Source organism: Streptomyces sp. NPDC127068, from assembly GCF_042724695.1.
Classification (GTDB): Bacteria; Actinomycetota; Actinomycetes; order Streptomycetales; family Streptomycetaceae; genus Streptomyces.
Genome location: NZ_JBHXEN010000063.1, coordinates 14,861 through 29,203 on the forward strand (window position 1 = coordinate 14,861; position 14,343 = coordinate 29,203).

Below are 14,343 nucleotides of genomic sequence, written 5' to 3' on the forward strand. Positions count from 1 at the left end.
CCGTACCGACGTCCGGGCACCGCTCTCCGAGGCCGTCCGAACGTGCCACAGCCGCGACGGCGGCCCCACCCGGCAGACGGCCGGGGAGTGGACGGTGTTGCTCTCCTCGGGCGGCGCGTGATGAGCGGCAGGCACGCCGCTGCTGATCGCGGCTCGCCACCCTGCTGCTCGGCCACGCCCTGCCTGGGGCGCACCCGCCCGGTCCACCCGGCCCGGGAACACCCGAGCACCATCGCCACCAGGAAAGGGGAATCCATGTCCCTGTTGTTGGAACGCGTCCCGTCCCTCTCCCACGAGATCGGCGCCGAGCCCGCCGGGCCGGTCGCCACCCGCCCGTTCGGTCTGGACAGCCTGACCGACCCGGTGCCGGTACACGGTCGCCGCCCGGTGTTGACCGTCGACCCGGTCACCCAGCTCTCCCTGGTCGACGGCCTCCCGGCCGACACCCACCCCACCATGAGCAAGACCTCCTGCAACACCGAGTCGGACGGCAAGGACGCCATCGCCGTCGACACGGACCAGAACGACGACGAGTACGACGACTGATGACGTTCCCCGTCAGCCAGGGCACGCGCGGCGGACTCCCGCCGCGCGTGCTCGTCGTCACCCATGCCCTGGACCCCACTGCGGACTTCGTCCTGCGGGAACTGAACCAACGCGGGGTCCCGTTCTGGCGAACCGACCTCGCCGACTTCCCCACCCGTACGGCCCTTCGCACGGAGCTGGGAGCGGACGGCCGCTGGACCGGCTCCCTGCATGACAACGCCCGGGGCATCGACTTGTCGGACCTGCGGGCGGTGTGGTGGCGCAAGCCCACTGTCCACGAGCTGCCGGAGCAGATGAGCGGCCCGGAGCGCCGGTTCGCCGTCGGGCAGGCCAAGCGGGCGATCACGGTACTCGGGTCGCTGCCCGGAGTGCTGTGGGTGAACCGGCCGCAGGCGAACGTCGACTGCACCAAGCCAGGGCATTTGGCCGCCGCCGTCGCGAGCGGGCTCCAGGTGCCGGAGACGCTGATCACCAACGACCCGGCCGCCGTTCCGCCCTTCGCCCGGCGGTGCGGTGGGCGCATCGTGACGAAGGTGTTGGGTGGGATCGTGCACACCGAGGGCGGCACCCGCGGCCAGCTCTACACCCGCAGGGTCCCCGAGGAACAGTGGGCCGATCCCCGGATCGCACTGACCGCGCACCTCTTCCAGCGGGAGATCACCGACCGGGCGTACGAGGTCCGGGTCGCGGTCGTCGCCGGACAGCTGTTCGCCGCCGCGATCCAGGCCCCGGCCGGGCACATCGGGCCGGACTGGCGTCAGGACTCCGACGCCTTCACCCACACCGCCATCGACCTGCCCGTCTCGATCGTGGATGCGGTACGCGAGATGATGCGTCGCCTCGGCCTGGTCTTCGCCGCCTTGGACTTCATCGTGGACACCCGGGGCGCGCACCACCTGGTCGACGTCAACGCGGGCGGCCAGTGGGCCTGGATCGCACCCACCCGTGAACCGATCACCCACGCCATCGCCGACCTCCTTCAGAAAGGCACCGTCCACCCATGACCACGGACGACCTCACGACCCGGGCCACCGAAGCCCGCCGCGCCCTCGCCCGAACCCTGGTGGACGCGGGCGACCTCACCGACCCCGAATGGCGCCGAGCCTTCGAGGAGGTCCCCCGGCACGTTTTCGTCCCGTACTTCTACGCGCCTTCCGGAGAGCGGATCTCCGGCGACGACCGGTGGTTCGCCGCCGTCCACGAAGACCGCAGCCTGGTCACCCACCGCACCAACGGCGCGGCGACCTCGTCCAGTTCGCAACCGTCCCTCATGGCCACCATGCTCGAAGCACTCGCCGTGGCGGACGGGATGAGTGCCCTGGAGATCGGAGCCGGTACCGGCTACAACGCGGCTCTCCTCGCCCACCGCCTCGGCGACGACCGCGTCACCACCGTCGACATCGCCGAGGACATCACCGGCCCCGCCCGCGAACGCCTGGCCACCGCCGGATACCGACCAACCGTGATCACCGGCGACGGCTCTATCGGCGCCCCCGACCGTGCCCCCTACGACCGGATCATCGTCACCTGCGGGCTCAGCGCGGTTCCTCCGGCCCTGCTCCAGCAGCTCACGGACGACGGCTTCCTCCTCACCCCCTTGGGTAACGCTCTGGCCCGCATCCACCCCACGGGCCCCGGCACCGCCACCGGCCGCTTCCTCCCTCACGGTGCCTTCTTCATGCCTCTGCGCCACACCTCGACCGACGGCGTCCCGACTCGCCGCCCACCGCTGCCGATCGGCCCCGGGCGCCCCTCCACCCTCCCTGTGGCGACCATCGCCGACAACCACTTCCGCTTCCTCGCGGGCATCGCCGTACCCGGTCTCACCTGGCAATACGATCTGAGCGAGAGCGGTGAGATCACGGGAGCCCGGGTCTGGCACCCTGACGGCTCAATTGCCCACGCCCACCCCGACACCACCGTCACCGAGGCAGGCCCCCGCCCTCTCTGGGCCGCACTCGAAGAGGCTTACCGGACCTACCAGATCGCGGACCGTCCTACCCCGGACCGCTACGGCGTCACCATCACCCTGGAGAGCCAGCGAGCTTGGCTCGATGACCCGGACGGGCCTGGTTGGACCTTGGGCGGATGAACTGAGGCCACGGGACCCCGGCAGGCATGGCCTGCTGGGGTCGGGCTGTCAGGAGAGAACGGCGATAGCCAGGCTGATGATGATGTTCAGCCACCCCGGGTTGGTCCACCAGGGCTCTCGCACCTTGAGTGTGACAACGACCATGTTCCCCTCCTGCGGAGACGTGTCGGGCGACTCGCGTGGCAGCCCGTTGTCGAGGTCAACGCGCCTCTGCGTATGGAGTCACGAGGGAAGGCAACACTCTTCCTAAATGTGTGCAGCAGCAGAGGGTGGGTCGTGCTGGTAACCGAGAATCGCTTGTGTGTATCGACGCGGCGCACGAAAAACGTGGTCGCCAACCGGTGCTTCGGCATGACGACCACGTATCGACAAACACCCCCGCGTGCGCGGGGACCACTCTCTGTCCGGACCTGCCCAATTAGGCAGAGTTGGACCACCCCTGCGTGCGCAGGGACCACAGCGTTGAGCAAGGCGTCGGCATCGGCAGGGCCCATCCCTTTGAGCGTGAGAGGGCGGTTCGAGCCGGGGCTCACAAAGATAGATCCGACAGTGCACTGTCGGGCCGTTTATCGGTGGCTGATCACTGGTTCCGGTGAAGGACCTGAGCAGGGCGGATCTGCGATGCCCCTCGCAGGCATGGTTCGCATGGCGGTCGGAGGTCCGGAACGGCCGTGCAACACAACCGAACGCGGGGCCGGGTTGCTGCCCGGCGCCCGCGAGGAAGCGCCCCACCCGGTTCAGGCCGGGTGGGGCGCTTCGGTGTGGGAGGGCTCGTGCGCGAGCTGAGAACCGGTCCGTCAGCCCTCTGTCGGGCGGCCCCGTCTCCGCTCGTTTAACGGTCTTAATCGGCGAGGGGCTTGAGGGCCTTGACGAGGCGGCCCCCGAGCGGTCCGTGGAGTCAGTCCTGCGGGAACCGAACGAGCTGCGGGTCCCGCTCCGGCGAACCGACCCCGCCGTCCCCCGTTCCTCCCGCGCCCCGGCAGGGGCAGGGGCACGGGAGGCGGCGGCCGGGGAGGCGCAGCCGTAGGCCCTTGACCCGGAGCCGGGTGCTGCCCAGGCACCCGTGCTCGGGGTCGGGGCGGCCCACGATCCGCGCCAACAGGCATGCGGCGCATGGCGCGTGGACCCGCCCGCGACCGGCCGCGCGCCAGGCCCGACGCAGCTCGCGCCCCCGGGGGCAGGCCCTCGGATCGCCGTCGGCGCATGCGCGGCAGCCGGTGGCGTGGGTGACGTAGTGGCCCCAGGCGGTGGCCTGGGCCGGGGTGAGCGGGGCGTACCGGGGGTCCGGGCGGCGGTGCCCGGTGCGTGCGGCGTTCACCGGGCCAGCAGACCACGAACGCGGGCGCCCGGTGACCGTCCTGCACCGCCGGGCCCGGAACGACGGGGGTGTGCGCCCCGGGCTTCGCCCGTCCGTGGCGGGCGGGGGCGGGACCTCAGAGCAGTTTGCTGCGGGCGGCGCCGGGGCCGGCGACCGACCGTCGGCCCCGGGCGGGCCGGTGACCGCGGGGGGTGCGCCGGTCGCCGTCGAGCCCGGCCGCCTTGCGGGCCCATCGGGCGACGGTCTCGGCGGGCACGCCGATGCTGTCGACGATCCGGGCGGCCTTCTCCCGGCAACCGGGCTCCGGACAGGCGACGGGGTCGCTCGACCCACCGGTCCGCGCCCGCCGCGGTCGGGACGGCTGCGGCGGGCCCGGCTGCGCGGCGGAGGACGGGGCGGGAGCGGACTCGGGTGGTAGGTATCGGGCGGTGCAGCCCAGGCAGACGTACCACGTGCGCATGTGTGGGTCTCCTAGTGGGATTGGCCGGTCCCGGAGCAGGTTCCGCAGGCACCGGTCCATCGTCGGACGACCGGCTTCTGACGGCCGTTCTCGTCCGTCTCCACCGTGTGCTGTTCGTGCTCGGTGAGTCCGGTGCCGCCGCAGGCCGGGCAGGTCTCGTCACTCATCCGTCCAGGATGGCGGACGGGCCGGGGCGCCACCGGGAATCCGGCGCCCCACCACCCGAACCGGGCAGGGGCGGGGGCGGCACGGTTGACGTACCCCGTCCGGCGCACCCCCGTTCCGTACGCGTCCGGACCGGGCACCCGTCCGTACTGCCGGCGGCGGGGCGGGGAGCGACGTCCGGGCCGCTGCCTGCGGAAACGGATGGTGGTCCGGGCGCCCGAGTGGTGTAGAGTCGGGTTTACCGACGCGGGGTGGAGCAGCTCGGTAGCTCGCTGGGCTCATAACCCAGAGGTCGCAGGTTCAAATCCTGTCCCCGCTACTCAGGCCGAAGGCCCGGAAGCCCAGTGCTTCCGGGCCTTCGGTGCGTCCGGGTGAGGTCTGGGTGACCGCTGCCGGTCGTCCGCGTTCACCCGTACGGCCCGTACGGCTCGCTGCGCGTCCCCGGTGGGGCAAGCCTGGGGGCGGCGGGCGGTGACGGGCACGGAGGCGGCGGGAGACGGTACGTGGGCCACGGAGGCGAGCCGACCGACGGTGCCGGGTCCCCCGACCCGGTGCCCGACCCGGTGCCCGGTCCCGTAGCGGAGACGGCGCCCGGCCTCGTACCGGACCCGGCCCCCGACCCCGTACCGGAGAGGGGCCCCGACCCCGTGCCGGGGGCGGCGCCCGGTACGGGCCGGCACCGGCGCTCCACCCGCCGCGGCAGCTGGTTCGTTCGGGTGCTGCCCGTCCTGCTGATCGTCATCGGACTGTTCTACGACGAGCTCACCCCGCTGCACCTCACCGCTTCCCCCCTCTTCGCCGCCGCACCGCTGGCCGCCGCGCCCTTCTACGGCCGCCGCGGGACCGTGGCCGTCGGGCTGATGGCCTGCGCCGCCGCGCTGGGCGAGCGGTCCGCGGACGGCGGCCTGGCGCGGGCCGACGCCATCACCGACCTCGCGACCATCGTGACGGTGTCCGTGCTCGCCGTCGTCATCAACGGCCTCGCCCGGCGCAGCAACGCCCGGCTCGCCTCGGCACGGGAGATCGCGGAAGCCGCCCAGCGCGCCGTGCTGCCGGAGCCCGCCGACCGGATCGGCGGCCTCGACGTCGCCGCCCGCTACGAGGCCGCACAGGCCGACGCGTCCATCGGGGGCGACCTGTACGCCGTGCAGGACACCCCGCACGGGGTCCGGCTGGTGGTCGGTGACGTACGGGGCAAGGGGATCACCGCGGTCTCCGCGGTCGCGGTGCTCATCGGCGCGTTCCGGGAGGCCGCCGAGCAGGAGGCGACCCTGGAGGCCGTGGCCCGACGGCTGGAACGCGCCCTGGCCCGGGAGGGGACCCGCCGGCGCGGGGTCGACGACTTCGAGGGGTTCACCACCGCCGTACTCGCCGAACTCCCGCACGGGCAGGACGTCGTACGGGTCCTCAACCGGGGGCACCCGCCGCCGCTGCTGCTGGCCCCGGACGGCGCTCTGACCGTCCTGGACCCGCGCCGCCCGGCGCTGCCGCTGGGCATGGCCGACCTCGGGGTGTGGCCCGACCGGTGCGACGAGGCGCCCTTCCCTCCCGGCACGACCCTGCTCGGCTACACCGACGGGCTCTCCGAAGCGCGGGACGTGCACGGTGAGTTCTACGACCCGGTGGCGCGGTTGCGCGGCCGGACCTTCTCCGACCCGAACGCCCTGCTCGCCGTCGTCATCAACGAGGTCGCCTGGCACACGGAGGGCGGCTCGGAGGACGACCTGGCCCTGCTCGCGGTCCGCCGGCCCTGAACACCCGGCACGCCACTTCCGCCACTTCCGTCACGTCGTCACCCCGCCGGAGGCGCCCACTCACACCCCGTGACGGACCCCTCCCCGTCGATAACAACTGAGCCACCGTCAGAGAAAGTTCTCTGCTCCGGGGAATATTGTCCAACTGTCAACTCGCCCTGTTCCGCCCGCCCGTGCCCCGATAAGTCCCTGCCATCGGCGGGAACGATCAACTGGAAGCGCTTGGAATCCGGCCCCCGGGTCTATTAACGTTCGATAACGCAGCGCGGTCGTCCCAGCCGTCACCAGAGTCGGCTCCGTGCGCACGCGCCGAATCCCGCAAGGGAACCGGGGAACCACCACCATGGGGTGAATCGGGCAGCCTCTTCTCAAGGACGCCCGTAGGAGACCTTCCTGCTCCGAACCCGTCAGCTAACCCGGTAGGCGAGAAGGAAGGAAAGGAGTACGCCTCAGTGGCGTCCAATCGGCCTGCCCCCGAAGCTCCCTACGTGCCGAAATCGGCCGAGGACGGGGCCCCCTCCACCTCCCCCTACGGCCGGGTCTACGGACCCGATGTGACCGAGGGCGAGACCCGCGAGGTCTGGAACCCGACCGCCGACACCGTCCGACCCGTGCGCGGTCGGCACCGCGTCGCCAAGCAGCGCGGCGGACTCGCCCGCAGCTCCACCGTCCTCGGCGTCGGCGTCATCGCCGCGGTCGGCGCGGGCGGCATCGCCACCGCGCAGGGCGGCAAGCCGGCCGTGAAGATATCGATGCCCGACATCGGCTCGATCATGCCCGGCGACTCCTCCGCGGACACCGCCACCCAGGCCGCCGCACCCGCCGTCGCCCCGCTCACCGGCGCCGGCGTCACCAGCGCCGACACCGCCGAGGGCGCCACCGACGCCGGCGAGGCCCTGCGCGCCCGCATCATGCAGCAGGCCGAACAGCAGCAGGACCAGGCCGAGAGCGCCACCCGCGCCGCCGCCGAGAAGGCCGCCGCGGAGAAGGCCACCAAGGACGCCGCCGCCGCCGAGGCGAAGGCCAAGGCCAAGAAGGAAGCCGAGGCGAAGGCCAAGAAGGAAGAGGAGCGGAAGAAGAAGGAGGCCGAGCGCGCGAAGGCGGCTGCCGCGGCGAAGGCCAAGGCCGAGCGGGAACGCATCGCCAAGCTCGCCAAGAGCTTCTCCCTCCCGCTCTCCTCGTACACGCTGACCTCGACCTACGGGCAGTCCGGCGCGATGTGGTCCTCCGGCTCCCACACGGGCCTCGACTTCGCCGCCCCGACCGGCACCCCGCTGAAGGCCATCGGCAGCGGCACCATCACCGAGGCCGGCTGGTCCGGTTCGTACGGATACCGCACCGTCCTCACCCTCAACGACGGCACCGAACTCTGGTACGCCCACCAGTCGTCGATCGGTGTGAGCGTCGGTCAGAAGGTCTCCACCGGCGAGGTCATCGGCCGCGTCGGCGGCACCGGCAACGTCACCGGTGCCCACCTCCACCTGGAGGTCCACCCCGGCGGCGGCAGCGCGGGCATCGACCCGGCCGCCTACCTGCGCGGCAAGGGCCTCAGCCTCTAGTCGACCGGTCGACGGGCGGGCCGCGGTGACGCGGGCCGGGCGGCGCCGTACGAAGCTCCGGCGCTCCGGCGCACCCCGCCCGCACACCCCGTACCCCCGTCCCCCACGAGGGCCGGGCACCGCTCGTGTCCTGCGCGGCGCCCGGACCTGAGACGGGTCATCCCCCACGTCCGGGTGCCGACGGTCCTGGCGTTCACCCTCCGACGTCAGGGCCGCCGGTCCCCGGGAAGGGGCCGCGGGGGGCACGGTGTTGACTGGGGCCATGACCACTCTGCGCCCGTTGGGCCCGTCCGGTATCGATGTCTTCCCGCTCGCCCTCGGCGGCAACGTCTTCGGCTGGACCGCGGACACCTCCCAGACCTTCGCCGTCCTCGACGCCTACGCGGGCGCCGGCGGCAACTTCGTCGACACCGCCGACTCCTACTCCGTCTGGGCGGACGGCAACCAGGGCGGCGAGTCCGAGTCCCTCATCGGCCGCTGGATGGCCGCGCGCGGCAACCGCGCCGAGGTCGTCGTCGCCACCAAGGTCGGCGCCCACCCCGCCTACAAGGGCCTGTCGCCCACCACCATCAAGGCCGCCGCGGAAGCGTCCCTCACCCGGCTGGGCACCGACTACATCGACGTCTACTACACGCACTTCGACGACGTCTCCGTCCCGGTCGAGGACATCGTCACCGCCCTGGACGAGTTGGTCACCGCGGGCAAGGTGCGGACCGTCGCCGCGTCCAACCTGACTCCCGAACGGCTCCAGGAGTCCCTCGACTTCTCCGACCGCGAGGGCCTGGCCCGGTACGCCGTCCTCCAGCCCGAGTACAACCTCGTCTCCCGGGACACCTACGAGGGCGGTCTCCAGCAGGTGGCCTCCCGCAACGGGCTCGCGTCCGTGCCCTACTTCGCCCTCGCCTCCGGCTTCCTCACCGGCAAGTACCGGCCCGGAGCGAGCATCGACAGCGCGCGGTCCGGTTCGGCGGGCGCCCATCTGACGACCGTGCGCGGTCAGCGGGTGCTCGCCGCCCTCGACACGGTCGCCCGCGACCGCGGCGCCGAGCTCGCCACCATCGCTCTCGCCTGGCTGGCCTCCCGCCCGACCATCGCCGCCCCGCTGGCCAGCGCCCGCACCCCCGAACAGCTCACCGCCCTCCTCGCGATGGCCGACCTGGAGCTGACGGACGCGGAACTCTCGCTGCTGACGGAGGCGTCCGCCTGAGTCTGAGTCTGAGTCTGCGTCCGAGCCGTCCGAGCCGTCCGGGCGGCCGAGGAGGGACGGGCGACTCCTAGGCCGGGCAGGTCCGGCGATGCGGGACGTCGGGCAGATGGGTCTTCCACTCCGACGTCGACAGCGGGTCGGACACCCGCGCGCAGATGGTCTCGGCGGCCCGCTCCGGGGAGAGTTCATGGGTACGGGACGCCACATGCGGAGTGGACACCCTGAGCCGGGTGCCGTCCGAGGTGAAGGCCAGGGCGAGTACGGGGCCGTCGGCGCGGGGGAGCCGCAGGCCCTTTCCCCGGGGTGAGGAGAGGTCCCAGAGCCGTAGCGAGCCGTCGGCGCCCCCGGCGGCGAGGGTGCGGCCGTCGGGGGAGAACGCCAGGGTCTGCCGGGCGGGACCCGTGGACGGAACGGGGTCCTCGTCCCCCGGGGCGAGCACGGCGAGCCGGAACCAGCCCTGTACGTCCCAGAGCGTGATCCGGCCGGTCGTGTCGACCATCGCCATCGCCGTCCCCCGGTCGTGCGGGGTGAACGCCATGGCCTGCGGTTGCCCCTCCCCCTCCATCAGATGGGCCACGTCTTCGATGTCCGGGTCGAGTCGTCGGCGGTGCTCCGTGATGAGGGGGTGGCCCGCCGCGCTCATGAGGAGGATGCCGGTGTCGTCGCCCCGGTGCACCGCCGACCAGACGGGCGGCCCGAGCTGGGGCAGCAAGGGGGCGGACTCGATGACGTCGCCGGACGACGGGGAACGGGACACGGCCACCTGCGAGCCGGTCCATTGGAGCACCACGCCGTTGACGTCGGAGCGTGGCGGCAGCGTTGCCGTGGCCGTCCCGCTGCGAGTGTCCCGAACGACCACCCGTCCCCCGGTGTCCAGATGGGCGAAGCGCTGACCGTCACCCTGGAAACCGAGCACCCGGTCACAGCGGTCCTGACAGGAGGCCGGGGCCGGAAGGTCGTGGCGGAGCTTCCCCGCAGCGTCCCGCAGCTGGAACCGGCCCGGTCGCGTGGTCACCAGGGCGTTCCCGTCGGAACTGAACTCCGCCCCGCTGATGAGGGGGTACTCCGCGGCGCGCAGCCGCCTGGTGTCGAAGCGGAGGGTGCGCACCGTCAGACGCGGAGCGGCGCCCTCCCGGTAGCGGATGAGCCCCGCCGCCGTGTCGAGCCGCAGGTCGAAGGCCCTCGTGCCGGTCGCGGGTACCCGCAGGACGGGTGCGGCGGGGGCCGCGGTTCGCCGGAGTTCGACCACTCCGCGCACCAGCGTCGCGAGGTGTGCGCCGTCGGCGCTGAACGCCACGCTCGGCGTACCCACGGTGGCGATGCGCAGCCGCTCCCGGCCGGACCGTGCGTCCCGGACCCGCACCCCGGTCTCGCTGGGGAAGGCCAGCGCCCGTCCGTCCGGGGTGAACACCGGTTCGTCCTGCTGACAGTCGCCCGGGGTCGTCCAACGGGCGGGCAACCTCCGTCGTTCCCGGATGTCCCACAGCTGGAGCGGGCCCTCCTCGGGGCAGTACGCCAACAGCCGGTCGTCGGGCGAGATCTGGAGCCGTTGGATCTCGGCCGAGCGGTCGGTGGTGCGGAACACCTCACGACCGGTGGTGGTCGACCAGAGCCGGAGCGGGCCGTGCCGGGAGTGGGTGGCGAGGAACCGTCCACTGGCGGCGAGTTCGCCATCGGTCTTCCCGGTACCGGGGCCGAACGCCGGGGTGGTGAACCGGCCGGCGGCGAGGTCCCAGAGGCGCACCCCGTCCGCGGTGGCGACGGCGACGGTCCGTAGGTCGGAGCTGACGTCCACCACCCCTCGGAGGTGTTCACCCAGGCCGGGCTGCTCGTCGTAGTCCTCCGCCGCCACGTCCCAGCGCTCGGTGCGCTTCGGTCCGATGCTGACCAGTGCCTCGCCGTCCGCGCTGTACCGCTCCCAGACGCCCGGGTCCTCCGAGGTGAACCCGGAGATGATCGGACTGTAGGCGGCCTCCTCGGGCTGTGCCGCAGCGGCGAACAACGCCTCCCGGGTCTCCGGTAGGTCAGCCACCCGCCAGGCCGCCAGGCTGAGCCGCATCGCCAACCTCGGGTCGACGGACCGGATGGCCTCCGCGGTGTCAGCGATCCGCCGGGCCTCCGCCTCGAAGGCGCGGCGGTCGCTGACACGGCTCTGGTGCCAGGCGGTCAGTCCGGCGATCACCGCGAGACAGAGCAGTACGGACAGGGTCACGGTGAGGGCGCGCAGCCGGCGGGCGGTGCGGGCGGCGGAACGGAGCGCGTCACCCTGGGCGTGGAGGGAAGCGGTGAGGAAGTCCCGCTCCAGAAGGGTCAGTCCGGTGTCCACTGCACGGTGTTTCACGTGAAACGTCTCGCGGGCCGCCTCCAGTTGGGCGCCTCGGTACAACGCACCTTCGTCCCGGTCCAAGGAGGCCCACACCCGGGCGGCCTCCGTCAGCCCGCGGTGCAGCCGAAGCACCTCACGATCGGTCTCGATCCACCTGCGCAACCGGGGCCAGCCGGTGATCAGCGCCTCGTGCGCGAGGTTGACCGTGCCGTCGTCGGCGGTGAGCAGACGGGCCCGGACCAACCGTTCCAGTACCCGGGCATCGACGGGAGACCGGACCAACTCGGCATGGCTGGCCGGACGTCGGGTGTCCTCGGTGGCTTCACCGGGGGACACCAGTCGCAACAGGAGGGAACGGGCCGCTCCTGCCTCGTCGGTGCTGAACGCACGGAACAGTTCCTCCGCCGTATGCGCGATCGCGCCCTGGATGCCGCCGACCGCCTCGTACGCGGACTCCGTGAGCGTTCGCCCGCGTCGTCGGCGCCAGGTCTCCCACAGTGCGTGCGACATCAGCGGCAAACCACCCGGCTCACCCGCGACCTCGGCGACGATCCGGGCCGTCAAGGACCGTTCCACGATCAGTCGTTCCGCCGCAGCGGGGCCCACCACGGCCTCCCGCAGCTGTTCGGCCGTCATCGGGCCGACGAGGAGCGCACTGTCCTGGAGCGCGGCGGCGAGCGCGGGATGTTCCGCGCACCGGCCGTAGAAGTCGGCGCGCACGGCGATGACCACCCGCGCGTCGGTCCCGGTCAGCAGGGCGATGAAGGCGGACCGCTCCACAGGGTCCCGACAGAGGGTGAAGACCTCCTCGAACTGGTCGACCAGGACCAGGGCCCCGGCCGTGAACAACTCCCGATGGGTACGGGCCGGGAGCCGCCCGGGCGTGAGGATGCGGATCACGCAGGCCCCCGACCCGTCTCCCGGGGACTCCTGGAACGCGGGCACCAGACCGGCCCGCAACAACGAGGACTTCCCGCTCCCCGAGGCCCCGACGAGCGCGGTGAACCGGCTGCTCCTGACCCGTTGCAGCACCTCGGCAACGAGTGCGTCCCGCCCGAAGAAGTGCGCCCGGTCCGCGGTGTCGTAACGGGCGAGACCGGGGTACGGGGGGTGGCCGCCGAGGACGTCCGGGAGGGCCGGTTCCCGGGCGACCGCCTCCCGCCAACGCCCCTCCCACTCCTTCGGGTCACCGCCGCAGGCCAGGACGTAGGCGAGGGTGACGGGCAGGGAAGGGCGACGTTCACCGGCCGCCGCCGCCGAGAGGGTGGAGGCGGAGTACGGGGAACCGGCGGCCATCACCCGGTACGTGGGGCTGCCCGCTGCCCGCCGTAGCGCGCGGAGCTCATGCGCGAACGACTGGAGCGGCCCCGCCCCCGGGTCGAGTGGCTTCTCCTGACGTCCCATCCCCTGGTCCGCCCCCTCCTCCGTGGTGAATTGATTGGTACGGGCGGGGGACCTGTCAGTCAAATCACCGGCCGGTGAGCTGGGGGAATGATCGACAACGCGCTTCCCGTCATCCGCCCCGCCCCGCCCTGGGCACCCTCCCGCCGAGTGCCCTCCCGCCGGGTGGTCGCCCTCGCTCCCGCGGCGTTGGCGTGCGCCCTGGGCCTGTGGGGCATCCGCCGTGAGGGAACCCTGTGGGGCGACGAGGCGGTCACCCACGCCATGGCCCTGCGCAGCGTGCCGGAGATCTGGCAGACCCTCACCACCGTCGACGCGGTGCACGGGCTGTACTACCTCCTCATGCACGGGGTGTTCGAGGTCTTCGGCCCCGGACTCCTCGCCCTCCGACTGCCCTCCCTGCTCGGGATCTGTGCGACGGCCACCGCGGTCGCCCTGCTCGGACGCCGTCTGGCGGGCCCCCGCGCAGGGCTGCTGGCCGGGCTCGTGCTGCCCCTGCTGCCCGACGCCCAGCGCTACGCACAGGAGGGCCGCTCCTACGCCCTGGTGTGCGCTCTGGTCGCCATCGGAACCCTGCTCCTGGACGAACGCCGTTGGCGCGCCTACGCGGTGGTCATGCTGGCGGCCTGCCTGATGCACGAGTTCGCCGTCCTGGCACTGGTCGCGCACGGGGTGACGGTGCGCGGGACCCGATCACGCGGCTGGGCCCTCGCCGCACTGGCCGTGGGGGCGGTGCTGTCCCCGCTCGTCGTCCACAGCACCACCCAGTCCGCGCAGGTCGACTGGATCGCCGCCCCGGACACGGGCGACCTCGTCTTCTTCGCGACCCTGGTCCTGGTGGGCTGGCTCTGCGCCCGCACGCCCGGCGGGGCACGGGTCCGGGCGGTCGCCCTCCCCCTGCTGACGTTGCCCATGGGCCTGCTGCTCGCGGTCTCGTTCGTCCATCCGCTCTTCGTCGACCGTTACGTGCTGCCCTACCTGGTCGGGCTGGCCCTGCTGCTGGGCGCGGCCCTCGACCACCACTGGTCGGGAGTCACCGCCCTGGCGGCGACCGGCGCCGCGGTGGCCTCGCTGATCGTCCTCGGCCCTGCGCTGCGGTCGCCCGAGAGCCGCAAGAGCGATGTCACCGCGGTGTCCGAACTGGTGCGGAGCACGGCACGGCCCGGTGACGGAATCCTCTTCACCCCGATGCAGCGGCGGGCCTGGACACTGGCGCACCCCGAGGCGGTCGCGGGACTGACCGACCTCTCCCTGCGGAGTTCGCCCCGTGCCTCCCACACCCTCTACGGCGTCGAGGACTCACCCACCGAGATCCGCGACCGGCTGCTGCACCACGAGGGCCGGGTCGTGGTGGTCCAGGACCGGGAGGGCGGAGCGCCGGACGCGACGGCCGGGGAAGCGATGAAGCGGGCCGTCCTCGCCGACTTCTTCACCCTCTGCACGGAACGGACGGCGAACCAGGCCCGCGTGGGCGTGTACGTCCGCAACGGTGACTGTACGGAGGTCCGGTAGGAG

11 protein-coding genes, 1 tRNA gene and 1 riboswitch are annotated in these 14,343 nt (G+C 72.6%); of the genes, 8 read left to right on the top strand and 4 right to left on the bottom strand.

The window, feature by feature from the left end; all coding sequences use genetic code 11:
* Nucleotides 1-255 precede the first annotated feature (255 nt).
* The 3 genes from ACFWIA_RS30330 to ACFWIA_RS30340 are packed head-to-tail and all read left to right on the top strand — an operon-like array spanning nucleotide 256 to nucleotide 2,638.
* Nucleotides 256-546 carry a hypothetical protein gene (locus ACFWIA_RS30330; RefSeq protein ID WP_387010457.1) on the top strand — a complete coding sequence of 97 codons (291 nt, stop codon included), beginning with the start codon at nucleotides 256-258 and terminating at the stop codon, nucleotides 544-546.
* Nucleotides 546-1,550 (top strand): MvdC/MvdD family ATP grasp protein, encoded by a 1,005-nt coding sequence (locus tag ACFWIA_RS30335; protein WP_387010458.1) that lies wholly within the window; start codon nucleotides 546-548, stop codon nucleotides 1,548-1,550. Before ACFWIA_RS30330 ends, ACFWIA_RS30335 begins: the two co-directional genes overlap by 1 nt.
* Nucleotides 1,547-2,638, top strand: coding sequence for a methyltransferase domain-containing protein (locus ACFWIA_RS30340; protein ID WP_387010459.1), 1,092 nt, complete (start codon nucleotides 1,547-1,549; stop codon nucleotides 2,636-2,638). The genes ACFWIA_RS30335 and ACFWIA_RS30340 overlap by 4 nt, the downstream gene beginning before the upstream one ends.
* Nucleotides 2,639-3,536: 898 nt before the next feature.
* On the opposite strand, the gene ACFWIA_RS30345 is transcribed toward ACFWIA_RS30340, so the two are convergent.
* The 3 genes from ACFWIA_RS30345 to ACFWIA_RS30355 form a co-directional block, all read right to left on the bottom strand.
* On the bottom strand, nucleotides 3,537-3,956 hold the full coding sequence (locus tag ACFWIA_RS30345; RefSeq protein WP_387010460.1) for a hypothetical protein: 420 nt from the start codon (nucleotides 3,954-3,956) through the stop codon (nucleotides 3,537-3,539).
* A gap of 115 nt (nucleotides 3,957-4,071) precedes the next feature.
* Nucleotides 4,072-4,416, bottom strand: coding sequence for a hypothetical protein (locus tag ACFWIA_RS30350; RefSeq protein WP_387010461.1), 345 nt, complete (start codon nucleotides 4,414-4,416; stop codon nucleotides 4,072-4,074).
* An 11-nt stretch (nucleotides 4,417-4,427) separates the two neighbouring features.
* Nucleotides 4,428-4,583 carry a hypothetical protein gene (locus ACFWIA_RS30355; RefSeq protein ID WP_387010462.1) on the bottom strand — a complete coding sequence of 52 codons (156 nt, stop codon included), beginning with the start codon at nucleotides 4,581-4,583 and terminating at the stop codon, nucleotides 4,428-4,430.
* A 243-nt stretch (nucleotides 4,584-4,826) separates the two neighbouring features.
* Between ACFWIA_RS30355 and ACFWIA_RS30360 the strand changes: the two genes are divergently transcribed.
* The 4 genes from ACFWIA_RS30360 (at nucleotide 4,827) to ACFWIA_RS30375 (ending at nucleotide 9,101) form a co-directional block, all read left to right on the top strand.
* Nucleotides 4,827-4,900, top strand: a tRNA-Met gene (locus ACFWIA_RS30360).
* A 244-nt stretch (nucleotides 4,901-5,144) separates the two neighbouring features.
* Nucleotides 5,145-6,335 (top strand): PP2C family protein-serine/threonine phosphatase, encoded by a 1,191-nt coding sequence (locus ACFWIA_RS30365; RefSeq protein ID WP_387010475.1) that lies wholly within the window; start codon nucleotides 5,145-5,147, stop codon nucleotides 6,333-6,335.
* 297 nt (nucleotides 6,336-6,632) lie between these two features.
* Nucleotides 6,633-6,776, top strand: a riboswitch (cyclic di-AMP (ydaO/yuaA leader).
* A gap of 11 nt (nucleotides 6,777-6,787) precedes the next feature.
* On the top strand, nucleotides 6,788-7,894 hold the full coding sequence (locus ACFWIA_RS30370) for a M23 family metallopeptidase (RefSeq protein ID WP_387010463.1): 1,107 nt from the start codon (nucleotides 6,788-6,790) through the stop codon (nucleotides 7,892-7,894).
* Between the two features lie 262 nt (nucleotides 7,895-8,156).
* Nucleotides 8,157-9,101 carry an aldo/keto reductase gene (locus tag ACFWIA_RS30375; protein ID WP_387010464.1) on the top strand — a complete coding sequence of 315 codons (945 nt, stop codon included), beginning with the start codon at nucleotides 8,157-8,159 and terminating at the stop codon, nucleotides 9,099-9,101.
* Nucleotides 9,102-9,168: 67 nt separating this feature from the next.
* Here the strand turns inward: ACFWIA_RS30375 and ACFWIA_RS30380 are convergent, their stop codons facing one another.
* Nucleotides 9,169-12,831, bottom strand: a complete 3,663-nt coding sequence (locus ACFWIA_RS30380) for a hypothetical protein (protein WP_387010465.1) — start codon at nucleotides 12,829-12,831, stop codon at nucleotides 9,169-9,171.
* A gap of 87 nt (nucleotides 12,832-12,918) precedes the next feature.
* Between ACFWIA_RS30380 and ACFWIA_RS30385 the strand changes: the two genes are divergently transcribed.
* A complete protein-coding gene (locus ACFWIA_RS30385) occupies nucleotides 12,919-14,340 on the top strand; it encodes a hypothetical protein (RefSeq protein ID WP_387010466.1) in 1,422 nt (473 codons plus the stop codon).
* Nucleotides 14,341-14,343 lie beyond the last annotated feature (3 nt).

What these genes read in the sequence shown, in the direction of transcription:
- ACFWIA_RS30375 (WP_387010464.1), top strand. Translation starts at nt 8,157, where the DNA reads ATGACCACTCTGCGCCCGTTGGGCCCGTCCGGTATCGATGTCTTCCCG.
- ACFWIA_RS30355 (WP_387010462.1), bottom strand. Translation starts at nt 4,583, where the DNA reads ATGAGTGACGAGACCTGCCCGGCCTGCGGCGGCACCGGACTCACCGAG.
- ACFWIA_RS30335 (WP_387010458.1), top strand. Translation starts at nt 546, where the DNA reads ATGACGTTCCCCGTCAGCCAGGGCACGCGCGGCGGACTCCCGCCGCGC.
- ACFWIA_RS30330 (WP_387010457.1), top strand. Translation starts at nt 256, where the DNA reads ATGTCCCTGTTGTTGGAACGCGTCCCGTCCCTCTCCCACGAGATCGGC.
- ACFWIA_RS30350 (WP_387010461.1), bottom strand. Translation starts at nt 4,416, where the DNA reads ATGCGCACGTGGTACGTCTGCCTGGGCTGCACCGCCCGATACCTACCA.
- ACFWIA_RS30340 (WP_387010459.1), top strand. Translation starts at nt 1,547, where the DNA reads ATGACCACGGACGACCTCACGACCCGGGCCACCGAAGCCCGCCGCGCC.
- ACFWIA_RS30385 (WP_387010466.1), top strand. Translation starts at nt 12,919, where the DNA reads ATGATCGACAACGCGCTTCCCGTCATCCGCCCCGCCCCGCCCTGGGCA.
- ACFWIA_RS30380 (WP_387010465.1), bottom strand. Translation starts at nt 12,831, where the DNA reads ATGGGACGTCAGGAGAAGCCACTCGACCCGGGGGCGGGGCCGCTCCAG.